Here is a 20,858-nt window from a genome sequence, read left to right as displayed (position 1 = left end):
AGCACAGCGGAGGCAGCGCGGGGGTTTTAGTGGGCCGCGTAGTGGGCTGCCAGCAGGTCGAGGCCCCAGTCGTTGCGGAGGTCTCGCCAGACTGAGTGGATGTGGTTGGCGTCGTCTTGGGTGTTGTCGTACTCCGCCAGAAACGTCGGGCCGGCGATCGAGTAGTAGTGTCCGCCGCCCGGCTCCGTCGCGCCGGCCCACGCGAAGGTCAGGCGCTCGATCCCGTGCTCGGTGATGTCCTGCCACGTCTGCAGGCCGATCGGGCCGGCGGCTCGGCCGATGTACTGGCCGATCAGCAGGCTGAAGAGCTGTCGCTGCTCGGGGTTCAGTTCGCCGTACGGGAGGCCTCGCAGCAGCACCTTCGGGTCCGCGATCGGGTCGAAGCGAGTGAGGATGTCGTCCGGTGCTTTCTCGGAGACGATGGCGAGCTCGCGCTGCCCGGCCTCCAGCGAGTTCAGGAACTCGAAGCCCAGGTCCTGCTCAGCAGCCAGCGTCCGCAGTCCTTTGTGCGGCCCGGACAGCACCATCGCCGGCTCCGCGCCGAAGAACTGCGGTGTGAAGCCGACCGCACCGGCCACAAACGTGACATGCAAGGCGACGTGATGCCCGTTGATCCGCCACGCCCACGGGTCGAAGCCGGACGGATCGCCAAGGATCCGGAGGAAGTAGCGCTGCTCGGAACCGAGATCGACCGTTGAGCCCGGCTCGGACTGAGGCAGCGATCGCCGGATCGCCTCGGTGAACATCACCGCCCGCGCGTCCGCCAGACCGCGCTCGCTCAACGCGATCTCGAGCAACCGCAGGGCAAGCCGGCGCTGTTCGAGGGACAACTCCCCCAGCGTCACGCCAGGGCGGTCGCCGGGCAGGTAGGTCCAGGTCTGGTGGTCAGGCGTGTCGACGGGCGCCGTGATCTTGGCGCGCAGCTCCGGGCTGAGCGCGGCCAGCAACTCAACAGCTGCATCGCGGGATTGTTCTACAACCATGCCGATCGCTCCCGTTCCGTGGGTTCGTGGACCGTCCACTGCTCGAACGGACGGTCCAGCTTGTAGCGGTAGTCGGGCTGCCGCAGCAGGACCCGGGTCTCGGCGTTGCCCGGATTGCGCAGCGTCTCAAAGAACCTAACCGACCAGTGGAACCACCGCATGCAGAAAAGCCGCATGGTCAGCCCGTGCGACACCAGCAGCACGTTCCGCGGCGAGTCAGGCGTCTCGAAGTCGCGATGCATCGTCTCGAGGAAGCTGGACACCCGGTCGTAGACGTCGGAGCCCGACTCGCCGTGCGTGAACCGGTAGAAGAAATGCCCGTACGAGTTCCGCAGCGCCTCCTGCCGGACGATGTCCTCGGTGTCCTGGAAGTTCGCCCAGTCCTGCTCGCGCAGCCGCGGCTCCTCCCGAGCGAGCCCGATCAGGTCGTCCAGCCCGAGTGAGTCGAGTGTCTGCAAGGCCCGCAGGTACGGCGAGACGTAGACGCGCACCGGCTCCCCCTCGAACAGCTCGCGCAATTGCTTGCCGGCCTCGGCCGCCTGCTCATGCCCGTAGGCGGTAAGCGGGACGGCATGTCGGGCGTCGTCTCGTACACCTGCTTGTCCAGGTTCGCCGTTGACTCCCCGTGCCGGATCAGCGCGATCCGCAGTGGCCGATGACTCAGATCCATGGCCGCTCCCCCCGTCGTGGACGCATCGCCAGGATTGCCGCGGTCGCGGCCGCGGCGTAGGAGACACGCCGGGCCAGCGACGCAGTACGCCGGATGTCGCCGACCCCCGGCGGGAGTCCGTCGCCCAGCGTCCCGCGATCCTCGACCTCGTCGCCGTAGGTGTTCGTCCCACCCAACCGCAGATCGAGCGCCCCCGCGAACGAGGCCTCGACCGGCCCCGCGTTCGGGCTCGGATGCCGCCCCGCATCACGACGCCAGATCCGCCACGACTCCCCCGGCCGCCCTGACACCAGCCCAGTCAGTACTGCGCACGCCCGCGCCGGCCCCAGATTCGCCAGATCGTCGAGCCGCGCCGACGCCCAGCCGAAGTTCCGGTACTGCGCGGACTTGTAGCCGACCATCGCGTCCAGCGTGTTCACCGCTCGATACCCGACCAACCCGGGGATCCCGAGCAACCCGCCCCACACCAACGGCGCGACAGTCGCGTCCGAAGTGTTCTCCGCCACGGACTCGACAGTCGCCCGCGCCAGCTCATCCGCGGACAGATCCGTCGCATCCCGGCTGCACAAGTAGCTGAGCCGCCCTCGCGCCGCGTCAAGGTCCTTCGCCTCGAGCTCCGTCACCTCGAGAAGGGCCGCCATCAACTCAGCCTCGCGCTCAAGACTCCGCCCACCGAGCACGGCCCACGTCGCGGCCGCCGTCAACACCGTCCGCGCAACCGGCCGGCCACTCGTCAGCCGCTCGGCAACCACTCCGGCCGCCACGACCGACCCGACCAGCACCCCCGCGTACGCCGTACCGGCCGCGCGCGAATCGGAGTACAGCCTGGTCTCGAGCCGGCCCGCGACCTGGCCGAAACCCGCCACCGGGTGGAAGCGACGCGGGTCGCCGAGCCAGCGATCAGCCGCAAAGCCGAGGAGAACACCTAACGCTCTGGACACCTCGCGAAGTCTGCCAGGCCCGGCAAGTTCAAGGGTGGTCGCAGTGTGGAAGGGTGACGATCATGGGAATCGCAGACCAACTGCTCGGGGTGGCGGGGCGCGGCGAGTTCGGTGTCTGGCTGGGGCGGCTCGACGGGATCGCGGTGTTCAGCCACCAGGCGGAGCGCACGCACTATGCCGCGAGCACGATGAAACTGCCGGTCGCGGTCGCGATGATGCGCAAGGTCGAGGCCGGCGAACTCGCACTCGACCAGCCGGTCACCGTGCACAACGACTTCGCGTCGGCGGCGGGCGGCCGGTTCGGGGTGAACCCGGCTGAGGACGAGGCGCCGGCGACCTGGGCCCGGATGGGCGAGCAGGTCGAGCTCGGCTGGCTGGCGACCGAGATGATCACCAACTCCAGCAACCTCGCCACCGACCTCGTCCTGGAACTGACCGGCGTCGACGCGGCGAACGCAGTACTGGCCGAGTACGGCTCCGGTGCGAGCGTGATCCGCCGTGGCATCGACGACACGGCCGCGCAGGCCGCCGGGATCAGCAACCTGATGAGCCCGGCCGACCTCGCCGGTGTCTTGGTTGCTGTCGGCAATGACAAGAGTGCCGAGGGCGACTATGTGCGCGATCTGCTGGCGGCCAACAGCTGGAACGGCGAGATCCCCGCGCTGCTTCCGGCCGGCACCCGGGTCGAGCACAAGAACGGCTGGGACGTCCGCATCCGGCACGACGGCGGCATTGTCCGGCCCGCTGACGCCGAAGCGTTCGTCCTCGTCGTCTGTACGACGTCCGAGCTGCCCGATCCCGAAGCGCAGAAGCTGATCGCCGAGATCGCCGCCGAGGCCTGGGCTCACCGACACGACTTGGAGGCGATCCGGTGAAGCTCACCACCCACCTGATCTCCGCGCGCCTGCACACTCCTTTCGTCACTGCATTGCGTACTGCGACGCACGCCGACTCGCTGCTGGTCGAGCTCAGCGACGGTTCGCTGAGCGGCTGGGGTGAGGCCCCGCAGGTCTGGAAGGTGACCGGCGAGTCGCTCGCCGGTGCGCAGGCCTGTGTCGAAGGTCCCATCGCCACAGCGCTGGACGGCCTGGAACCCGACGACTTCACCGAGGCCTTGCGACGGATCCAGGGCGCCGCGCAAGGCAACTTCGGCGCCAAAGCGGCGATGGATGTTGCACTGCACGACCTCGTGGCGCGCCGTCGCGGGCAGACCTTGCACGGCTTCCTCGGCTCCACGGTCGAGACGGTCCGCACCGACGTGACCTTGTCCGCGGGCGACCCGGAGTCGTTGGCCGCGGCCGCCGAGGCACGGATCGCGGACGGGTTCGACGTACTGAAGGTCAAGGTCGGCACGGGCGACGCGAAATCCGACTTGCACCGGGTACGCCGGGTGCGCGAGGCGATCGGCCCCGATCCCAAGCTGCGCCTCGACGCGAACCAGGGCTGGAGCCGTCGCGACGCGGTGAACGCGATCCGGGCGATGGAGGACGCCGGCTGCGATCTCGAACTGGTCGAGCAACCGGTCGTCGCGGCCGATCTCGAGGGGATGGCCTGGATCACCGACCGGGTCAGTACGCCGATCCTGGCCGACGAGTCCGTGTACGGCGTACGGGACCTGGTCGCGGTGATCCGGCACGGCGCGGCTGACCTGATCAACGTGAAGCTGGCCAAGTGCGGCGGCCTCGGACCGGCCCGGACCCTGCTGGAACTCGCCCGTGAGCACGGGCTCGGCGCGATCGTCGGCTCGATGATGGAGAGTCACGTCGGCATCGGCGCGGCGGCCGCGCTCGTGGCGGCGTACCCGACGACCGCGGTCAACGACCTGGACGCCGCCTGGTGGCTGGAGCAGTCGCCGGTCGTCGGCGGCGTCCGGTATGAGGGCTCGATGATCCACCTGCCGACCGGCGCTGGACTGGGCGTGACAGGCTTGGCCTCATGAAGTTAGTTTCTTCCAAAGTTCCGGTCAGCACCGTATGGACTTCACCGGATGCCCCCCGGGAGATCGACGCCCCCGCGGTCGCTGCCGAACCCGATGTCGCCGCCTGGGCCAAGTCGATGGACATCGAGACCCGCCTCGGCCTGCACGGCCGCACCCTGACGCAACTGCTGTTCGCCGAGCCGGTGCTCGTGCGCTCCGAGCGCAACGGCTGGTCCGAGATCATCGCGCCGTGGCAACCGTCCTCGGCCGATGACCTCGGCTACCCGGGCTGGGTGCCGTCGAGTCACCTCGGCGAACTGCCGGACAGCGCCACCGCGCCCGTCGCGATCACCGTCCCGACCGCCGAACTGTTCGCCGAGCCGGGCTCAGGGCACCTCGCCGACCTGTCGTTCGCGACGATCATGGCATCGGTGGACCACGCCGACGGGTTCACCCGCGTCGCCCTTCCCGACGGCGGATCGGGCTGGCTCGCGGACGACGTACTGCGCCCGGTCGACTCCCCCTCCGTGCCGGCCGACCGGATCCGTCTCGGTTCACTCTTCCTGGGCCTCGAGTACCTCTGGGGCGGTACGTCGAACCACGGGCTGGACTGCTCGGGTCTCATCCACGCCGTCAGCCGGGTGCTCGGTCAACGCGTGCCGCGCGACGCTCACGACCAGTGCGCGGCGCTGGAACACATCCCGACCGAGGAGGCCCGTCCCGGCGACCTGTACTTCCTCGCCCGCCCGGGCAAGGAGGTCCACCACGTCGGCTTCGTCTCGCCGGAAGGCATGCTGCACGCCTCCGAGACCGGCAAGCGGCTGGAAAACGAGCCCTTGCTGCCCGTACGCCGCGAAACTCTGGTCGCCACGGCCCGGCTGTAGCTCTCGCAGCTACACCGGCGGCGACTTCTCCGAGCTTGAACACCACCGCAAGTTCTCCGAGCTGAAAACGACGGCGCCCGACCCCTTCGAGGGATCGGGCGCCAACAACGTTCGGAGTCTGCGCGGAGCTAGGCCTTCTTGGAGTCGGACTGCTCCGGCTCCTTGAGCCCGTCGAGCTCGGCGCGGGTGGCCTCGTCCAGCTGGCCGTTGGTGCCGGGTAGCTGCCCGTTGGTGCTGGGCGCTTCCGTAGTACCGACGGTGTCCTGCGGCCGGTCGTCGTCGCCGGGGACCGGGGTGTGGTGAATCGGCATGTTCCGCGACTTGCGCAGGCTCAGGATCGTGGTGATGCCCAGCGTCACGATGATGAAGCCCAGCGAGACCCAGATCGGGATCTCCGGCGCCCACTTGATGTGCTCGCCACCGTTGATGAAGGGCAGCTCGTTCTCGTGCATCGCGTGGAAGACCAGCTTCACGCCGATGAAGGCGAGCACGACCGACAGGCCGAGCGACAGGTACACGAGCCGCCGCAGCAGGTCGCCGAGCAGGAAGTACAGCTGGCGCAGACCCATCAGCGCGAACACGTTGGCGGTGAAGACCAGGAACGGCTCCTGGGTCAGACCGTAGATCGCCGGGATCGAGTCCAGCGCGAACAGCAGGTCCGTCGTACCGAGCGCGATGATGACGATGGCCATCGGGGTGACGAGGCGCTTGCCGTTCTTCACCACGGTCAGCTTCACGCCGTTGTACTCGTCGGTCGCGTTCAGCCGCCGCTTGGCGAACCGGATGACGGCGTTCTCCTTGTAGTCCTCGTCGTCGTTCTCACCCTGCTTGGCCAGGTGGATCGCGGTGTAGACCAGGAACGCGCCGAACAGGTAGAAGACCCAGGAGAACTGGTTGATCGCGGCCGCGCCGACGGCGATGAAGATGCCGCGGAAGAACAGCGCCAGGATGATGCCGACCAGCAAGGCGGTCTGCTGATATTTCCTGGGCACCTGGAACCTGGCCATGATGATCAGGAAGATGAACAGGTTGTCGACACTGAGGCTGTACTCCGTCAGCCAGCCGGCGAAGAACTCACCCGCGTACTGCCCGCCTGAGAAGACCCAGACGCCGAGCCCGAAGAGGATGGCCAGCGAGACGTAGAACGCGATCGCGCGGGCGGATTCTTTGGTGCTGGGCTCATGTGGCCGGCGCCCGATGACGAAGACATCGAAGGTCAGCAGGGCAAGGAGCAGCCCGACGGTGATGTACCAGACATAGTCGGCAACGTGCACAGCAAACCTCCGGAGCGCAGACGGACCATTGGACTCCGAAGGTCTCTTCCGCCTGGCTCGATCAGTTCGGCCCGGCCGGCGGCACCGGGCGCGGAGAACGAACTCCTGACCGTGATGACGATACCGCCGCGAAAGGAATACTCCCCTTCAACAGTCCCTATTCTGGCTGGTCGGTGTCCAAGTTTCCAAATCGACGTCTCCTATCAAGGCTGTCGCCATGATCACGTCGAGCGACGGGAATATCTCACCTGAGTAGTCAGGCAGTCACTCCGCGACCGGCGGCCGCCGGGATTTCGGCAGTTTCGCGACGATCAGCTCGTACGACGTGTCGACGAGCTCCAGGATCTCCTCGTCGGGCACCGAGCCGCCGAGCCGGACCGTGTTCCAGCCCGACCGGCCGATGTACGCGGACTTGGTGACATCGCCGGGATAGGTGTCGACCAGTTCGTCGGCCTCCTCCCGGTTGGTCCCGCACTTGACGCCGACGGCGTCACCGGATCCGAGGAACGCGAAGATCTTGTCGCCGACCTTGGCGACGACATCGCCTTCCCACGGCTCGTCCTGCCACGTACCCGGTTTGGCCAGGCAGTACTCCAGTACGTCGCCGCCGGTCAGCCGCGCCATCGCTACTCCTTCGCTGGGTCCAGTCCGAACAGCGCCGCGGCGTTGTCGTGGGCGATCATCCGCACCTCGTCGTCGGTGAACCCGAGCTCCTCGACCGCACCGAGCGCCTCCACCGGGCTCTCCAAGGGATAGTCGCTGCCCAGCAGCAACCTGTCGACACCGACTTGCCGCACAGCCCACGCGAACTGCTCGGCGTACGGCGAACCCGCGAACAAGTTGCCCGAGAACGACAGATCCACCCAGACATTGGGGGTCCAGAAGCCCGGAAAGCGGCCGAGAGCCTCGAAGACGATCAGCTCCAGGAACCGCGGGCCGTACGCGTGCGCGATGATGATCCGCGCGTCCGGGTGGTCGACGCTCAGCTGGACGAACTTGCCCGGCTGGTTCGCGTCGAACGGCGAGTAGCCGTCGAACAGGACCGGCAGGCCGTGACCGGCGATCCGCTCGACGACCCTTGCGACGCGCGGATCACCGAGGTCGAAGCTCTGCGTGTTGGGGTGCAGCTTGAACCCGCGCGCTCCGGCCTCGGCGACCCGGTCGATCTCCTCGAGCGCGAGCTTCTCGTCGAACGGGTGCACCGAGCACAGCGGCAGCCAGCGCGAGTCGGTTCGGGACAGGTCCAGGGCGAGATCGTTCATCGTCCGGGTTCGGTCGAGGTCGCCCTTCGGCGCCATCACGAGCGCGGCGGCAGCTCGGAGATCGAGGCCGGCCGCAGCCTCGTAGTACCGGTCGGGGCCGTGCGGCGGCATGCCGGGTGTCCGCATGCCCTCGTCGAGTTCCAGGTGTACGTGAGTGTCGATGACTGGTCCGGTGTAGCGAGCCATGTCATCAGCTCATCACATGGGGAGGCCATGCTCCTGCCGCTGCCGGTGACGGCTGGTTGCCATGCTCCTGCCGCGCGGCTTCAGCTCGCGTAGGCTCCGGGAATGGGGTCTGTCGTGGTTGCTGCTGTGCAGGCTGGGTCGGTGCTTTTCGATACTCCGGCGACGCTGGCGAAGGCGGAGCGGCTTGTCCGGGAAGCCGCCGCGGGTGGGGCGCGGTTGGCGGTGTTGCCGGAGGCGTTCCTCGGTGGCTACCCGAAGGGCGTCGACTTCGGGGTGACGGTGGGGTCGCGGTCTGCTGAGGGGCGCGAGTTGTTCCGCCGCTATCGGGAGGCGGCGATCGCAGTACCGGGTGTGGAGACTGCGCGGCTGGCGGAACTGGCCAGTCAGCTCGGGATCGACATCGTCATTGGCGTCATCGAGCGCGACGGCGGCACGCTGTACTGCACGGCACTGTTCTTCACCGCCGCCGCCGGCTTGGTCGCCAAGCACCGCAAACTCCTGCCGACCGCCGCGGAACGCTACCTCTGGGGCCAGGGCGACGGATCGACGATGCCCGCGGTTCACGCGGAGTACGGCGTACTCGGCGCCGCGATCTGCTGGGAGAACTACCTGCCGCTGTTCCGTCAGGCGATGTATGCCAAGGGCATCGACATCTGGTGCGCACCGACCGTCGACGAACGCGACCAGTGGCAGGCCACGATGCGGCACATCGCCCTCGAGGGCCGGTGTTTCGTGATCAGCGCCAACCAGTACCTCACCCGCGCGGACCTCCCGCCGGACGTCCACCCCATCCAGGGCGACTCCCCCGACACTGTCCTGATCAACGGCGGCAGCACGATCATCTCGCCCCTAGGCGATATCCTCGCCGGCCCCGCCCGAGCCGGCGAGGCCGTCCTGCTAGCCGAAATCGACCTAGCCGATCGCGACCGCTCCTTCCTCGACTTCGATGCCGTAGGCCACTATGCGCGCCCCGACATCTTCACCCTCACCGTCAACGAATCCCCCCAACACACGGTCATCCCGCGCCCAACCATGTGATCCGGCCTGCAGTCACAGGTCTTCGATCACTTTCTTGAGCGCACGGAGATCGGCCTGTACTGCGTTCAGGTCGCGGGCGAAATCGTCGTCGGTCACCTCCGGTCGCCGGCGGAGGGTGAAGACGACCTCGCAGCCTTCACCGTCGGCAATGACGCGCATCGGGTTGTAGAAGGTTTCGCCCGACGGCAGCGTCACATCATGGTCGAGAACACCATACTCGTTGCCCTCGGCAAATTTAACGACGATCTTCCCCATCGGAGACTCGGCAACCCAATCCCCGCCGACCTGCTCAATCGAACTGCACAACCCGGGCGCCCACGCGGGCAGATTGGCCGGGTCGGACGCGTACGAGTACACGTCTTTGACGGGCCGATCGATATACGTGCTGAGATGTCGTGAAGTCCTCATGCTCCCTGACACTAGCCAGCCACCACCACCTCCGTCTTGAACAAATCAGCCACCACCCCGGACCCGCCAACACCTGAGTGATGGACTGGCGGGTCCTGCGCCCGATGCAACCGGCCCGGTTGCTACTACGTCCGCCGGCCGGGCAGCGACCTCAACGTCTAATGGTCGAACGGCCGGCCAGGCAGCGGGCCAGAGAGCTGAAGATGATGCTCGGGTCAGCTGATGATGCGGCTTCCCACCGGGCAGTGATTACCGCTCCGGCGGGTGATCGAAAAGGTCTTGTCGGTGAGGAGGCCGTGCTGACCTGCAGCGTGCCTATCGGCACGGCCGCAGCCATCAAAGCCGTGGCGATCAATGCGGAGATCCGAAGAAGTCGTTGCTTCATGGTCAAGCCCTTCGGGTTTGGAACCCGACCAGACCGCTTCGCGTTTGCCCTGATAAATATGGGACTACCAGGTGGTAGCCGACTTCGAGAGTTCGGCTAGGACCGGTCTGGTTCGGCCTGATACGACCTGAGTTGTGGTCGCCAGGTGGGGTGGTGTCTAGGCAGACGTGGGCGACGGTGGCATGGAAGACTCGGGTTAGCAACTTTTCGCAACATCGATGCAGGCAACTTCGCGGAACCCCAGACTTGGCATCGCAAGCTCAAGCAACCATGAAGACAGGGGATCATCATGAAACTGACTCTCGTTGCGGGCGACCCGAACTCCTACCCGGAGAACAGCCCCACGCTCTACAAGACCGACCGGGGAAGCTGGGTCGTGCAGGGATGGGTCGTGACTGACCCGGAAGCGCTGTCCCACCTGAACACCCCGGAGGGCGAGGCTGTGGTCGAGATCCCTGACCGGATGATTCCGTTCTTCACCAACCCGTAGGGCGACGACGTGGAGGAGATCACCGCAGCCGACCTAAGCAAGCTCACCGGCAGCTTCAAATCCCACATGGTGCACCTTGAGACTCGCGATGCCTACGGCACCGAGGTCGAGATACCGCACATGGCCAAGTGGAAACGAGGCGAACCGGACGACTTTGCCTGGCTGGAAGCTTGGTGCGGGAAGATTCGCGATCACGTCCGAGCCGGCCGAACTGCGAGGCGCGCGAAGATCGTCTCCGAACCCCTCAGCGAGTACCAACGCTGGACCTACGACCTCATCCCGCCGATTGTCGAGGCCGGTGAAGATATCCGGTGGGTGCCGCGACGGGTGGTCTCGGAGTTGTGCATCCCCGGCAATGACTTCTACCTGTTCGATGATGAACGGGCAGTGTTCCTGCACTACGCCGGGTCCGGCCTGAACACCGCATTCACCACCACAACCGACCCAGCAGTCATCGAGATGTGCTCTACGGCTTTCGAGAAGATCTGGGCGCTGTCCATCCTGCAACGTGACTATCAACCCTCCTGATGCTGCGAGGAAGGCGCGCGAGGCACTGGGGTTGCGCCTTCGGGAAATAAGGAAAGATGCCGGGCTGACCGGTCGCGAGCTAGCCGCCGCGACCGGTTGGCATTTCACGCGTGTCTCGAAGCTAGAACACGGAGTACAGGTACCCTCCAACGAGGACATTCGCTTGTGGTGCGCGGCCTGCTCTGCCGAGGGCCACAGCACGGACCTCATCGCCCGGGCTCGCGCAGTGGAATCGACGTACCTGGAGTACAAGCGCCAGACTCGCGCAGGCATGAAACAACTCATGCTGAAGCCGGTGCCGTTGTACCAGCGCACCAGTAGGTTCCGAATCTACGAGCACCGCGTCATGCCCGGACTGTTCCAGACGAGCGGCTACGCCCGCGCCATTCTGGAGTTCTGGTCGGGCTTTCTGGATATCAAGAGTGACGTTGACGAGGCTGTTGCCGCACGCATGGATCGTCAGCACGTGCTCTACGACAACAGCAAGACCTTTGCCGTTGTTCTCGAAGACTCGGTACTGACGACGCGGTTCTGCGAAGCTGACGCACTCGCCGGGCAGCTAGACCGGCTGCTGTCGGTGATGAGCCTTCCGAACGTCTCGATCGGTATCGTGCCCGCGACGCGGCAACGCGAGGCAATCGGGCAGGTCAGCTTCTGGATGTTCGACGACAGGCTGGTGAGCCTCGAGACCCCAACCGCCAGTATCGAAGTCACCGCGCCGCAGGAGATTGCGCTCTATGGGCGCATGTTCGATCTACTTCACCAGTCTGCGGTCTACGGGAAAGACGCCCGCGCGCTCGTCATCAAGGCGCAAAGTGAACTAGCCGACAGCAACTAATTGCAACTCTCTAGCTGGATGCGGACCACCGTCCCTACCGTTCCAGGCATGACATCAACGGGTACCAGCCATCAACTTGGGGTGGAGTGGGCAGGAACCGGCGAGAATGAGAGCCATCCCGAATGCGATGCGCGAGGATGGCCGATCCTGCACGCCAACGACCCCTGCGATGGCATCAATCCATTGACCGGTCGCCCCTGCATCCGCAATTGGCACAACGCGTACCACCGTGATGCCGTCGGCACGGAGTGGCTGGACGATGAGTAGAACGCGCAACGTCCGGGCCCGTCAGCTTCGCCGCTGGCTAATCCGGCACGAGACGACGGGACGCCGGAACGGCGTAGACGAGGACGGGTACGACCCGAATTGGCTCGCGTATGTCCTTCCGTGGAGCGTCGAGGCCTATTTGGAATCGCAGGGCGTGCTGAGCCCGCGGATGTCCACCCGCAGGTATCGGCGGAGCGAGTGGCGCATGGTCACCGGAGCCCGGCTGCGTAACACCTAGACCGGCGGGGCGTGCGTGTCGACCCCTGCATCCACGCCCGCCCTGCCCACCAACCGAATGAGCGCCGGCCTGACCACCTGACAGGCTGGAGGTCGCTCATCGTTATGACCTATGCCATCACGTCCGTGAGGACCCCCTTGCCCACACCGGCTACAGCCTCGGCCCGCGTCGCAGCTTGCCCTTCTTTTCCTCATCCGGCTCATTGTCCGCAGCGTCGTTGAGAGCGGCGATGATCCGATCTGCCAGCGCGTCCGGTGTCGGCCAAGCACCAACCACCCGTCGAGCGTGACCGGTCGGGGCGCCTATCAGAATGATTCCGCCACCAAACGACCCCGTCATCTTGGTGACGAACGGTGGGTCGTTGTGCTCGAGAGCGCGGAGAGCGCGTTGAAGATCATCATCGTCCGAGAGTCCAGCGGCTGCACCGACAGCCGCCGCCCGCATCGCGCTCCCGGTCTCGTCGTACAGTCGAACGATCGCCTCAAGGACAGGCTGCTGGACTTCGGACGTGAGGTCTTGGCCCGGCTGGACACCGACGGGCCCGAGCCGGCCGAGGACGACGCTCATGCGGAAGAGTCTTTGTACTTCGCCGCGCGAGGAAGGGTGGAAATCCGTGGCTACCTGGCCGGTGAGACCGCCGAACTCCAGCAGCGGTGGGTCAAGATAATGCCGCGACTAGACGCCGTGCTCGTTTCCTTGCTTGCGGGTCCGATTGGAGAAGTCCCCAATGACCTTCCCCTTGGTGTTGCGGACCCTGCCGTCCTCCCCCAAGCGGCCGGCTCCATGCTCGCGAGCGGCCTTCTTGGCCTGGCGACCCGACAGCGTGCCACCGGACTCAACGGCATCGCGGCGGGCTTCCTTCTTCTTATCTCCCCATGCCATGACTCTTCTCCTTCTTCCAAGTTTCAGGACGAATGTCGTCTGAACTGTATAACCGCTGCGGGGGCATGGAGGCGGTGCAAAATGCAGTGAAAATCCGGATGCCCGGGCAGCGGCCGAAACTCGTTCGGTACGGAACTACCTGCCGCGCCGCCGGCCGCTGCCGCGGTCCTCGCGGGAGCCGCAGAGCCGGCACCGCAAAGCGCGCATGCACAACAGCGAACGCCGCGGGCGGTTGCGCTTGAACCGCACTGGAGACGAGGTGCACCGCAAAGCGCGGGTGCACGACAGCGAACGCCGCGCGCGGTTGGGTGCGTGACGGTTGCAAGCCCGCCACGTGACAGACGGCAGCCCGCCCGAGGGGTGTCCCCCACCCCGGGCGGGCTGTCGCTGGACTTCTACTTGGCGCCGGCGTTGACCATTTGGCGTAGTTCTTTCTTCAGTTCTGAGATTTCGTCGCGGTAGCGGGCTGCTACCTCGAACTGGAGTTCGGCCGCCGCGTTGTGCATTTGGTCGGTGAGTTGCTGGATGAGGTCGGCCAGGTCGGAGGATGGCAGGCCGCCGGCCAGTTCCTTGGCCTTGTCGCCGGCGCGGGACTTGCCGGCGCCTGGCACTGGTGCCTTGCCGCGGGACTGGGTGCGGCCGTTGCCGAGGAGTTCGGCGGTGTCGGCATCCTCGCGGGCGAGCATGTCGGTGATGTCGGCGATCTTCTTGCGCAGCGGCTGGGGGTCGACGCCGTGTTCGGTGTTGTAGGCGACCTGTTTCGCGCGCCGGCGGTTGGTCTCGTCGATCGCCATTTCCATCGACGGGGTGATCTTGTCGGCGTACATGAACACCGCACCCGACACGTTTCGGGCGGCACGGCCGATGGTCTGGATCAGGGAGCGGCCGGAGCGCAGGAAGCCTTCCTTGTCGGCGTCGAGGATCGCGACCAGCGACACCTCGGGCAGGTCGAGGCCTTCTCGCAGCAGGTTGATGCCGACCAGTACGTCGTACTCGCCCATGCGCAGTTCGCGGAGCAGTTCGACCCGGCGCAGGGTGTCGACCTCGCTGTGCAGGTACCTGGTCCGGATGCCCATCTCCAGCAGGTAGTCGGTCAGGTCCTCCGACATCTTCTTGGTCAGCGTGGTGACCAGAACGCGCTCGTTCTTTTCCACCCGCAGCCGGATCTCGTGGATCAGGTCGTCGATCTGGCCCTTGGTCGGCTTGACGATCACCTCGGGGTCGATCAGGCCGGTCGGGCGGATGATCTGCTCGACGAAGCCGTCCGACTTGTCCTGCTCGTACTGGCCCGGGGTCGCCGACAGGTAGACGGTCTGGCCGATCCGCTCCAGGAACTCCTCCCAGCGCAGCGGCCGGTTGTCCATCGCCGACGGCAGCCGGAACCCGTGCTCGACCAGGGTCCGCTTCCGCGACATGTCGCCCTCGTACATCCCGCCGATCTGCGGCACGGTGACGTGCGACTCGTCGATCACCAGCAGGAAGTCTTCGGGGAAGTAGTCCAGCAGGCAGTGTGGCGCCGTCCCGGGCTCTCGTCCGTCGGTGTGGCGGGAGTAGTTCTCGATGCCTGAGCAGGTGCCGATCTGGCGCATCATCTCGATGTCGTACGTCGTCCGCATCCGCAGCCGCTGGGCCTCCAGCAACTGGCCGCCACGCTCCAGCTCGGCCAGCCGCTGCTCCAGCTCGGCCTCGATGCTGGCGATCGCGCGTTCCATCTTCTCCGGCGCGGTCACGTAGTGGGTCGCGGCACCGATGTAGAGCTCGTTCTCCTCGCTGAGGATCTCGCCGGTCAGCGGGTGCAGCGTCATCACCCGCTCGATCTCGTCGCCGAAGAATTCCACCCGGACGGCCAGCTCCTGGTAGACCGGGAACACCTCGAGCGTGTCGCCGCGGACCCGGAACGTGCCGCGGGTGCCGGCCAGGTCGTTGCGCGCGTACTGCACGCCGACCAGCTTGCGGAGCAGACCGTCGCGGTCCATCTCGTCGCCGACCTTGACGTGGATCATCCGGTTCAGGTACTCGTCGGCGGACCCCAGGCCGTAGATGCAGGAGACGGTCGCCACCACGATCACGTCGCGCCGGGTCAGCAGTGACCAGGTCGCTGAGTGCCGCAGCCGCTCAACCTCCTCGTTGATCGAGGAGTCCTTCTCGATGTAGGTGTCCGTCTGCGGGACGTACGCCTCAGGCTGGTAGTAGTCGTAGTACGAGACGAAGTACTCGACCGCGTTCTGCGGGAAGAAGTGCCGCAGCTCGGTCGCGAACTGCGCGGCCAGCGTCTTGTTCGGCTGGAGGATCAGCATCGGCCGCTGGATCTTCTCGGCCAGCCACGCCATCGTCGCCGTCTTACCCGTACCCGTGGCGCCCAGCAGCACCACGTCCTGCTCGCCGGCGTTGATCCGCCGCTCGAGCTCGGCGATCGCGGCCGGCTGGTCGCCGGCCGGCTCGAAGTCGGACACGACCTTGAGGGGCGCGACCATACGCTGGAGATCGGTGACCTGTCTCATGACAACCACCGTACGGCCCACCGCCGACAGTTTCGAAAAACAGCCCTGCCGGCTGCGGACCGAAGACGGGGATCTCCGCCCGGAAGCGGCTCCCCGGACAGCTAGGAGTAGCTCTTGACGACCGAGTTGTTCATCGCGATCAGCTGGTTGAGGCGCCGGTTGTAGACCCGCGTCTCCAGCCCCGCGTCCGTGGCCGTGACCTGCCCGAACTTGTCCTCGTACGCCGTCACGAAGCCCCGGAACGGGATCAGCGTGCCCCGGCTGGTCGGTACGTCGGCGGAGTAGTTGATCGCGTAGCAGGCCTTCAGCGCCTCCGACGCGCACTTGAGCGCCACGCCCTTGCCGATCCGGACGTTCTTGAACGAGTTCGACTCGATGTCGACCAAGTGCTCGGCGAAGCCCTTGGCGTCGTACAGGGTGGTCTGCCGGACCCAGAAGTACCCGTCGATGAGCCCGCGCACGTTGAACTGCTGCAGCATCCAGTACTTGCCGGGCAGCGTCTTGTCCGGTCCCTGCAGCCAGCCCTTGGCCGGGGTGAACCAGACGCCCTTGCCGACCTCGACACCGACGTCGTACGGGCCCTTGGTGTACACCGGCTTCTCCGGCGTCGGCGGCGTGTACAGCGTGCCGACCGGGTCGGGGGTGATGGTGTCTCCCGCGGTCGGTGTGCCGCCCTCCTCCTTGCCGCCGGTGACCAGCAGCACCACGCCGACCGCGATCAGCAGCACCGCCAGCACGGCACCGCCCATCACGATCCAGGGCGTCTTCGACGACTTGGCCGGCGACCGGAACTGCGGCCCGGCGGGGCCCGGACCCCAACCGCCCTGGGCGGGCGGTTGCTGCGGAGTGCCGTACTGCGTGCTCATGGGCGTCCCTCGTGGTGTGTCAGGGGTTGGTCGTTAGGTGATCGCGGGTCACAGGCTGTCGATGACGGACTGTTTCATCGGTCCCACGGCCGCGTCGGAAGTCGGTGCGTAGTCGGAGCGGGTCTGGTAGTCCAGGGCGGTGACCAGGCCGTCCTTGCGCCGGTACGCCTCCACCTCGCCCTTGACCGAGGTCCCCTGCCCCGGGGTGATCGTGTAGGAGAGCGCGACGCACTCCACCAAGACGTCCTTGGGGCACGGCAGGTTCCGGACGTTGCCGAGCTGGGCGATCTTCTGCTCGGTCTCGCCCTCGACGATGCCGATCGCGAACGCGTTCGCGGTGACGTTCTGCTTCTGCCGGACCCAGAGGAACGCCCGCGGCTCACCGTTCGGCGCGTAGGTGGCCACCTGCTTGCCCCTGGTCTCCTTGGCCACGACGCTCCAGCCCGGCGCCGGCACGATCGAGGCGCCGAACTCGACCGGAATCGCGTTCGCGGGCGGCGTGTACGACGCCGAGGGCTTCGGAGTGGTCGACTGGACCGGAGGGGGATCCGCCTTGTCGTCTCCCCCGGTCAGCAGGACCAGCGCAACAGCAACCAGTACTACGACCAGCAGGCCGGCCGCGATCGGGAGGACAACCGGCGGAAGCTTGAACCCCTTCTTGACCGGCTCCGGCCGCCGCCGCAAGGACGGCGGGCTGATCCGGTCTCCCCAGCTGTCGCCCGGTACTCCGGTACCGCCCGCCGCGGGCGCACCCGGAGTAGCGCCGGCCGCGCCCCACGTGGACGGCGCCGAACCCGCAGCACCGGGCGCCGGATCACCAGCACCCGCTTTGCCGCCTGCACCGCCAGGTGCTGTACCGCCAGGCGCAGCCCCAGCACCGGGCACGGCCCCACCGCCGGGCGCGGTCCCGCCACCGGGTGCTCCCCCGGCAGCGGGCGTAGTACCGGCGTCGGGTGTGGTCCAGGGTGACGCCGGCTGGGCCGGGACCTCGAGGGACCACGGCGAAGGCGGAAGTTCCGGCTCCGGGGTGGGCTCCTCGGTGTCCTCGGCATCGGTCTTGCGGACCCACGGGTTCCGTGGGCCCTGACCCTTGTCGCGCTTTCCGTTCACTGGCTCTTGATCACCGAGTTCAGCATCGCGGAGACGTCCTTCTGGATGGTCTCGCCCTTGTCCTTGCGGCCGTACACCCGGACGAGCGACATCACGCCGTCCTTGCGCTCGATCACGGCGACCAGGCCGATCACCGGCAGGGTGCCGTTCTGCGTGGTGGCGGTCCCGCTGTAGCTCTGGGACGTCATGAACTTGATGTTGCCCTGGGTGGGAGTCACCTCCACCGGCTTGTTCTGCTTGACCTGCGACAGGGTCTTCGTCTCGACCTTGCCCAGCTGCTGCAGGACGCTCGCGGCGGTGTCGTTGTTGGTCGACTTGTAGGTCTCCACCATGAAGTACGCCTCGCCGGCCTTCAGCAGGTAGACGCCGTTGAACTTCTGCAGCGTCTTGCGCAGGTAGCCCGGCTGGGGCTTCACGAACACGCCGTCGGAGACCTCGATGCCCTCGTCGGCGGGCCCGCTCGGCTCGTTCGTCGGCTGCGAGGTCGGCGGGCTGGTGGGCTCGCCCGTCGGCTGGGACGTCGGCTCGCCGGTCGGCTGGGACGTCGGCTCGGACGTCGTCGGCTCGACGGGCGGCGGCTGCACCTGCGTGTCGTCACCACCGCCGAACACAAGCGCCAGCACGACACCGATGATCGCTACCGCGACCAGGCCTCCACCGGCGAGGAACACGATCTTGTTCGTGCCCTTGCCACGGGCACCAGCGCCACCGCCGTACTGCGAAGCAGGCTGGCCCCACTGCTGCTGCCCAGGCTGCTGCTGCCCTGGGTAACCCTGCTGCTGCGGGTAACCCGGCTGCTGCCCCGGGTACGGAGCCTGCTGGCCGGGGTACTGCTGCGGCGGCCCCTGCGCAGGCACACCCTGCGCAGGCACACCCTGCGGAGGCACACCCTGGTACGGCGGCTGCCCAGGCTGGCCCGGCTGCCCATAGGCGGGCGGCTGCCCGGGCTGACCCGGCTGCCCATACCCAGGCGGCGGCCCATAACCCGGCTGCCCCTGCTGCGGCGGCTGCCCCGACTGACCGTGTCCCGGCTGACCCTGACCCTGGCCCGGGCTCGGCTGCCCGTAGCCCGGCTGGCCCCCGTACGGCGGCTGGCCGGGCTGACCCGGTCCGCCCTGACCGTACGGCGGTTGCTGGTTGCTCATGCCTGCGTCTCCCCAGTCGTCCCATCGAAGCCGGCGGCCGGCGCACTGCTCTGCACTGCTGCCACTCCGCGCTCGGACTTCGGCACGGAACGCACCGAGTTGCCACAGGCGGAGCAGAAGTCCGAGTGCGGCAGCAGCGGCATCTCACAGCGCGAGCAGAAGGCCAGCTCGCCCGAGGCGTGGTTGGAGCCACCGCGAGCGGCGGACTCGAGGGCCGCCTCGAGCAGACCCTTGTGCAGCACGGTGCGGACCAGGATGATCAGCGCGCCGAGCAGGAGCAGACCCCAGACCACGCCGAGGACGGCGCCGATCGTCGAGCCACGCCCGCCGACGAAGCCGAGCAGGTAGACACCACCCTGGAAGACGGCGTTGACCACCATCGCCTGGAGTACGCCGAACACCCAGCGCGGCGTGAAGCCGTCGTACTTATCACCCAGGCCGGAGAACTCCGCGACCGCGAGGCCCGTCGCCGAACCGTAGATCAAGGGCTTCACGAAGCCCTGCAGCAGGACGACCGAGATCCACGTCCCGGTGCTGCTGCCCGGACCGGCGAAGCCGCCACTGATCCAGCCCCAGTGCAGGACGAGCGTCTCGAAGCAGGCGAACCCGACCCCGGCCACCACGCCGAAGGTGAAGCCGTCCATCAGGTCGTCGTACCGGGGCCGCGAGGCCAGGTAGATCGGGCCGAGCTGACGGATCAGCTCCGACACGACCGGTACCAGCAGCATCAGGATCAGCAGGTCGCGCCCGGACGGACCGGCCGACGTGGCGCCGGCCAGGTCGGTCGACAGGCCGATGCGGTCGGACCAGAGCCAGGTGAACAGCCAGGCCAGGCCGCCGGTCAGTACGAACGCCGCGGCGACGACCGGGATCGGTTCGTCCTCCCACAGGTTCACGTCGTACAGGTACAGGATGTAGACGATCGGGATGGCGAAGGCAGCCACCATGATCGCGACCGGCAACGCACCCAGCGCGGCCGTCACCACGGTCGCCAGCAGGGCGATGCCCAGCGCGACCTTGTAGGTGTACGGCTGACGGCCGGCGCCTTGCGGCATGATCGTCGAGACCAGTTTGAACGAGGCCACCGGTTCGTCCGGCCTGACCGCGTACGCCTTCTTGCGCTGAACGTCCGTGGACTGCAGATCATTGCCACAGTGATGGCAGAAATGCGAGACCTCGGGGACGTCAGAGCTACAGCGCGGACATTCCACGCCATCCTCCCAACCTTGGACTTGCGGACCGGCGCGGAGCACGCGCCGAGGGGTGGTCTGCTCGGCCGGACCTCAGACCGGGCGAACCCGGACAGATTCTCGTACAGCCCGGCCGGGATTCATCATTTCCCGCCCGAGGGTCACCTTTTCGTGTCCAGACCGTGCCCTGCGGACGTCATCGCGCGCGTTCGGCGAGCGTGGGCCAGATCTCGTCGACCCTGGCGTCCAGCTCGGCCAGGCTCCCGGAGGTGTCCACCACCACATCCGCGACCGCCAGCCGCTGCTCGCGCGTTGCCTGACTAGCGATCCGGGACTCGGCTTCCGCGCGCGTCATTCCCCGGTCCCGGGTCAGCCGCTCGACCTGGACCTCGACCGGTACGTCGACCACGAGCAGCAGATCGAACTTGTCGCTCTGCCCGGTCTCCACCAGCAAAGGGATGTCGTGAACCACCACGGCGTCCGCCGGTGCGCCGGCCTCGATCTCGGCCGCCCGGGCCCGCACCCGGGGGTGGATGATCGCCTCGAGCTTGCGCCGGGCAACCTCGTCCCCGAACACGATCCGGCCGACCGCGGGCCGGTCCAGCTCGCCGTCGGCCGTCAGCACGTCACCGAACGCCTCGACCACCTCGGCCAGCCCGTCGGTGCCGCGGGCAACAACTTCCCGCGCGAGCACGTCCGAGTCGATCACCACCGCGCCGCGCTCCCGCAGCCGCGTCGCCACCGAACTCTTGCCCGCCCCGATCCCCCCGGTCAACCCGACTCTCAGCACCCCCGCACCCTATCCAGTCCCGGCCCCGGGACAGGCGAGACCCCCACACCCAGTACGGGGGTGC

At 67.2% G+C, this 20,858-nt stretch carries 24 protein-coding genes; 9 read left to right on the top strand and 15 right to left on the bottom strand.

What is annotated here, in order from left to right:
• Window positions 1–26 precede the first annotated feature (26 nt).
• The 3 genes from ACQPYM_RS18870 to ACQPYM_RS18860 are packed head-to-tail and all read right to left on the bottom strand — an operon-like array spanning window position 27 to window position 2,594.
• The gene (locus ACQPYM_RS18870; protein WP_433022390.1) at window positions 27–983 is read right to left on the bottom strand and encodes a DUF3500 domain-containing protein; all 957 of its coding nucleotides are present in this window, start codon (window positions 981–983) and stop codon (window positions 27–29) included.
• Window positions 974–1,720, bottom strand: a complete 747-nt coding sequence (locus ACQPYM_RS18865) for a phosphoglycerate mutase family protein (protein ID WP_433022388.1) — start codon at window positions 1,718–1,720, stop codon at window positions 974–976. Before ACQPYM_RS18865 ends, ACQPYM_RS18870 begins: the two co-directional genes overlap by 10 nt.
• Entirely contained in the window at window positions 1,644–2,594 is a 951-nt protein-coding gene (locus ACQPYM_RS18860; protein ID WP_433022386.1) for a cobalamin biosynthesis protein, read from the bottom strand. The genes ACQPYM_RS18865 and ACQPYM_RS18860 overlap by 77 nt, the downstream gene beginning before the upstream one ends.
• Before the next feature lie 62 nt (window positions 2,595–2,656).
• Here ACQPYM_RS18860 and ACQPYM_RS18855 point away from each other — a divergent pair, with 62 nt between their 5' ends.
• Genes ACQPYM_RS18855 through ACQPYM_RS18845 form a run of 3 tightly spaced genes read left to right on the top strand, consistent with a single transcriptional unit; the run spans window position 2,657 to window position 5,396 of the window.
• The gene (locus ACQPYM_RS18855; RefSeq protein ID WP_433022384.1) at window positions 2,657–3,469 is read left to right on the top strand and encodes a serine hydrolase; all 813 of its coding nucleotides are present in this window, start codon (window positions 2,657–2,659) and stop codon (window positions 3,467–3,469) included.
• Entirely contained in the window at window positions 3,466–4,533 is a 1,068-nt protein-coding gene (locus ACQPYM_RS18850) for a mandelate racemase/muconate lactonizing enzyme family protein (RefSeq protein WP_433022382.1), read from the top strand. Before ACQPYM_RS18855 ends, ACQPYM_RS18850 begins: the two co-directional genes overlap by 4 nt.
• Window positions 4,530–5,396, top strand: a complete 867-nt coding sequence (locus tag ACQPYM_RS18845) for an NlpC/P60 family protein (RefSeq protein WP_433022380.1) — start codon at window positions 4,530–4,532, stop codon at window positions 5,394–5,396. Before ACQPYM_RS18850 ends, ACQPYM_RS18845 begins: the two co-directional genes overlap by 4 nt.
• A gap of 128 nt (window positions 5,397–5,524) precedes the next feature.
• Here the strand turns inward: ACQPYM_RS18845 and ACQPYM_RS18840 are convergent, their stop codons facing one another.
• The 3 genes from ACQPYM_RS18840 to ACQPYM_RS18830 all read right to left on the bottom strand — a co-directional run bounded on the left by ACQPYM_RS18840 (window position 5,525) and on the right by ACQPYM_RS18830 (window position 8,118).
• Window positions 5,525–6,670 (bottom strand): TerC family protein, encoded by a 1,146-nt coding sequence (locus tag ACQPYM_RS18840; RefSeq protein WP_433022379.1) that lies wholly within the window; start codon window positions 6,668–6,670, stop codon window positions 5,525–5,527.
• 264 nt (window positions 6,671–6,934) lie between these two features.
• The gene (locus ACQPYM_RS18835) at window positions 6,935–7,294 is read right to left on the bottom strand and encodes an MmcQ/YjbR family DNA-binding protein (protein ID WP_433022377.1); all 360 of its coding nucleotides are present in this window, start codon (window positions 7,292–7,294) and stop codon (window positions 6,935–6,937) included.
• Window positions 7,295–7,296: 2 nt separating this feature from the next.
• A complete protein-coding gene (locus tag ACQPYM_RS18830; RefSeq protein ID WP_433022375.1) occupies window positions 7,297–8,118 on the bottom strand; it encodes an amidohydrolase family protein in 822 nt (273 codons plus the stop codon).
• A gap of 102 nt (window positions 8,119–8,220) precedes the next feature.
• Between ACQPYM_RS18830 and ACQPYM_RS18825 the strand changes: the two genes are divergently transcribed.
• Window positions 8,221–9,156 (top strand): nitrilase-related carbon-nitrogen hydrolase, encoded by a 936-nt coding sequence (locus ACQPYM_RS18825; protein ID WP_433022373.1) that lies wholly within the window; start codon window positions 8,221–8,223, stop codon window positions 9,154–9,156.
• 12 nt (window positions 9,157–9,168) lie between these two features.
• Here ACQPYM_RS18825 and ACQPYM_RS18820 read toward each other — a convergent pair whose 3' ends face one another.
• Complete coding sequence (locus ACQPYM_RS18820) at window positions 9,169–9,564, bottom strand: SRPBCC family protein (RefSeq protein WP_433022371.1); 396 nt, start codon at window positions 9,562–9,564, stop codon at window positions 9,169–9,171.
• Window positions 9,565–10,238: 674 nt separating this feature from the next.
• On the opposite strand from ACQPYM_RS18820, the gene ACQPYM_RS18815 reads away from it, so the two are divergent.
• Genes ACQPYM_RS18815 through ACQPYM_RS18795 form a run of 5 tightly spaced genes read left to right on the top strand, consistent with a single transcriptional unit; the run spans window position 10,239 to window position 12,310 of the window.
• Entirely contained in the window at window positions 10,239–10,439 is a 201-nt protein-coding gene (locus ACQPYM_RS18815; protein WP_433022369.1) for a hypothetical protein, read from the top strand.
• A gap of 9 nt (window positions 10,440–10,448) precedes the next feature.
• Entirely contained in the window at window positions 10,449–10,967 is a 519-nt protein-coding gene (locus ACQPYM_RS18810; RefSeq protein WP_433022367.1) for a DUF6879 family protein, read from the top strand.
• The gene (locus ACQPYM_RS18805) at window positions 10,948–11,805 is read left to right on the top strand and encodes a helix-turn-helix domain-containing protein (protein WP_433022365.1); all 858 of its coding nucleotides are present in this window, start codon (window positions 10,948–10,950) and stop codon (window positions 11,803–11,805) included. The genes ACQPYM_RS18810 and ACQPYM_RS18805 overlap by 20 nt, the downstream gene beginning before the upstream one ends.
• A gap of 48 nt (window positions 11,806–11,853) precedes the next feature.
• Window positions 11,854–12,072, top strand: coding sequence for a hypothetical protein (locus tag ACQPYM_RS18800; protein ID WP_433022363.1), 219 nt, complete (start codon window positions 11,854–11,856; stop codon window positions 12,070–12,072).
• Window positions 12,065–12,310 (top strand): hypothetical protein, encoded by a 246-nt coding sequence (locus tag ACQPYM_RS18795; RefSeq protein ID WP_433022362.1) that lies wholly within the window; start codon window positions 12,065–12,067, stop codon window positions 12,308–12,310. The genes ACQPYM_RS18800 and ACQPYM_RS18795 overlap by 8 nt, the downstream gene beginning before the upstream one ends.
• Before the next feature lie 150 nt (window positions 12,311–12,460).
• Here the strand turns inward: ACQPYM_RS18795 and ACQPYM_RS18790 are convergent, their stop codons facing one another.
• From ACQPYM_RS18790 to coaE, 8 genes are all read right to left on the bottom strand, one after another.
• Window positions 12,461–12,877 (bottom strand): hypothetical protein, encoded by a 417-nt coding sequence (locus ACQPYM_RS18790; protein ID WP_433022360.1) that lies wholly within the window; start codon window positions 12,875–12,877, stop codon window positions 12,461–12,463.
• A gap of 108 nt (window positions 12,878–12,985) precedes the next feature.
• Window positions 12,986–13,192 (bottom strand): hypothetical protein, encoded by a 207-nt coding sequence (locus ACQPYM_RS18785; protein ID WP_433022358.1) that lies wholly within the window; start codon window positions 13,190–13,192, stop codon window positions 12,986–12,988.
• A gap of 395 nt (window positions 13,193–13,587) precedes the next feature.
• Window positions 13,588–15,693, bottom strand: a complete 2,106-nt coding sequence (gene uvrB, locus ACQPYM_RS18780) for an excinuclease ABC subunit UvrB (protein WP_433022356.1) — start codon at window positions 15,691–15,693, stop codon at window positions 13,588–13,590.
• 101 nt (window positions 15,694–15,794) lie between these two features.
• Window positions 15,795–16,559: a hypothetical protein gene (locus tag ACQPYM_RS18775; protein ID WP_433022354.1), complete on the bottom strand. Its 765-nt coding sequence runs from the start codon at window positions 16,557–16,559 to the stop codon at window positions 15,795–15,797.
• A 48-nt stretch (window positions 16,560–16,607) separates the two neighbouring features.
• On the bottom strand, window positions 16,608–17,669 hold the full coding sequence (locus ACQPYM_RS18770; RefSeq protein ID WP_433022353.1) for a hypothetical protein: 1,062 nt from the start codon (window positions 17,667–17,669) through the stop codon (window positions 16,608–16,610).
• A complete protein-coding gene (locus tag ACQPYM_RS18765) occupies window positions 17,666–18,814 on the bottom strand; it encodes a PT domain-containing protein (RefSeq protein ID WP_433022351.1) in 1,149 nt (382 codons plus the stop codon). The genes ACQPYM_RS18770 and ACQPYM_RS18765 overlap by 4 nt, the downstream gene beginning before the upstream one ends.
• Window positions 18,811–19,899, bottom strand: a complete 1,089-nt coding sequence (locus tag ACQPYM_RS18760; protein WP_433022349.1) for a PrsW family glutamic-type intramembrane protease — start codon at window positions 19,897–19,899, stop codon at window positions 18,811–18,813. The genes ACQPYM_RS18765 and ACQPYM_RS18760 overlap by 4 nt, the downstream gene beginning before the upstream one ends.
• 301 nt (window positions 19,900–20,200) lie before the next feature.
• A complete protein-coding gene (gene coaE, locus ACQPYM_RS18755; protein ID WP_433022347.1) occupies window positions 20,201–20,794 on the bottom strand; it encodes a dephospho-CoA kinase in 594 nt (197 codons plus the stop codon).
• Window positions 20,795–20,858 lie beyond the last annotated feature (64 nt).

The organism is Kribbella sp. CA-294648, assembly GCF_050943845.1.
Taxonomy (GTDB): Bacteria; Actinomycetota; Actinomycetes; order Propionibacteriales; family Kribbellaceae; genus Kribbella.
This window is presented reverse-complemented; position numbering and strand designations above follow the sequence as displayed.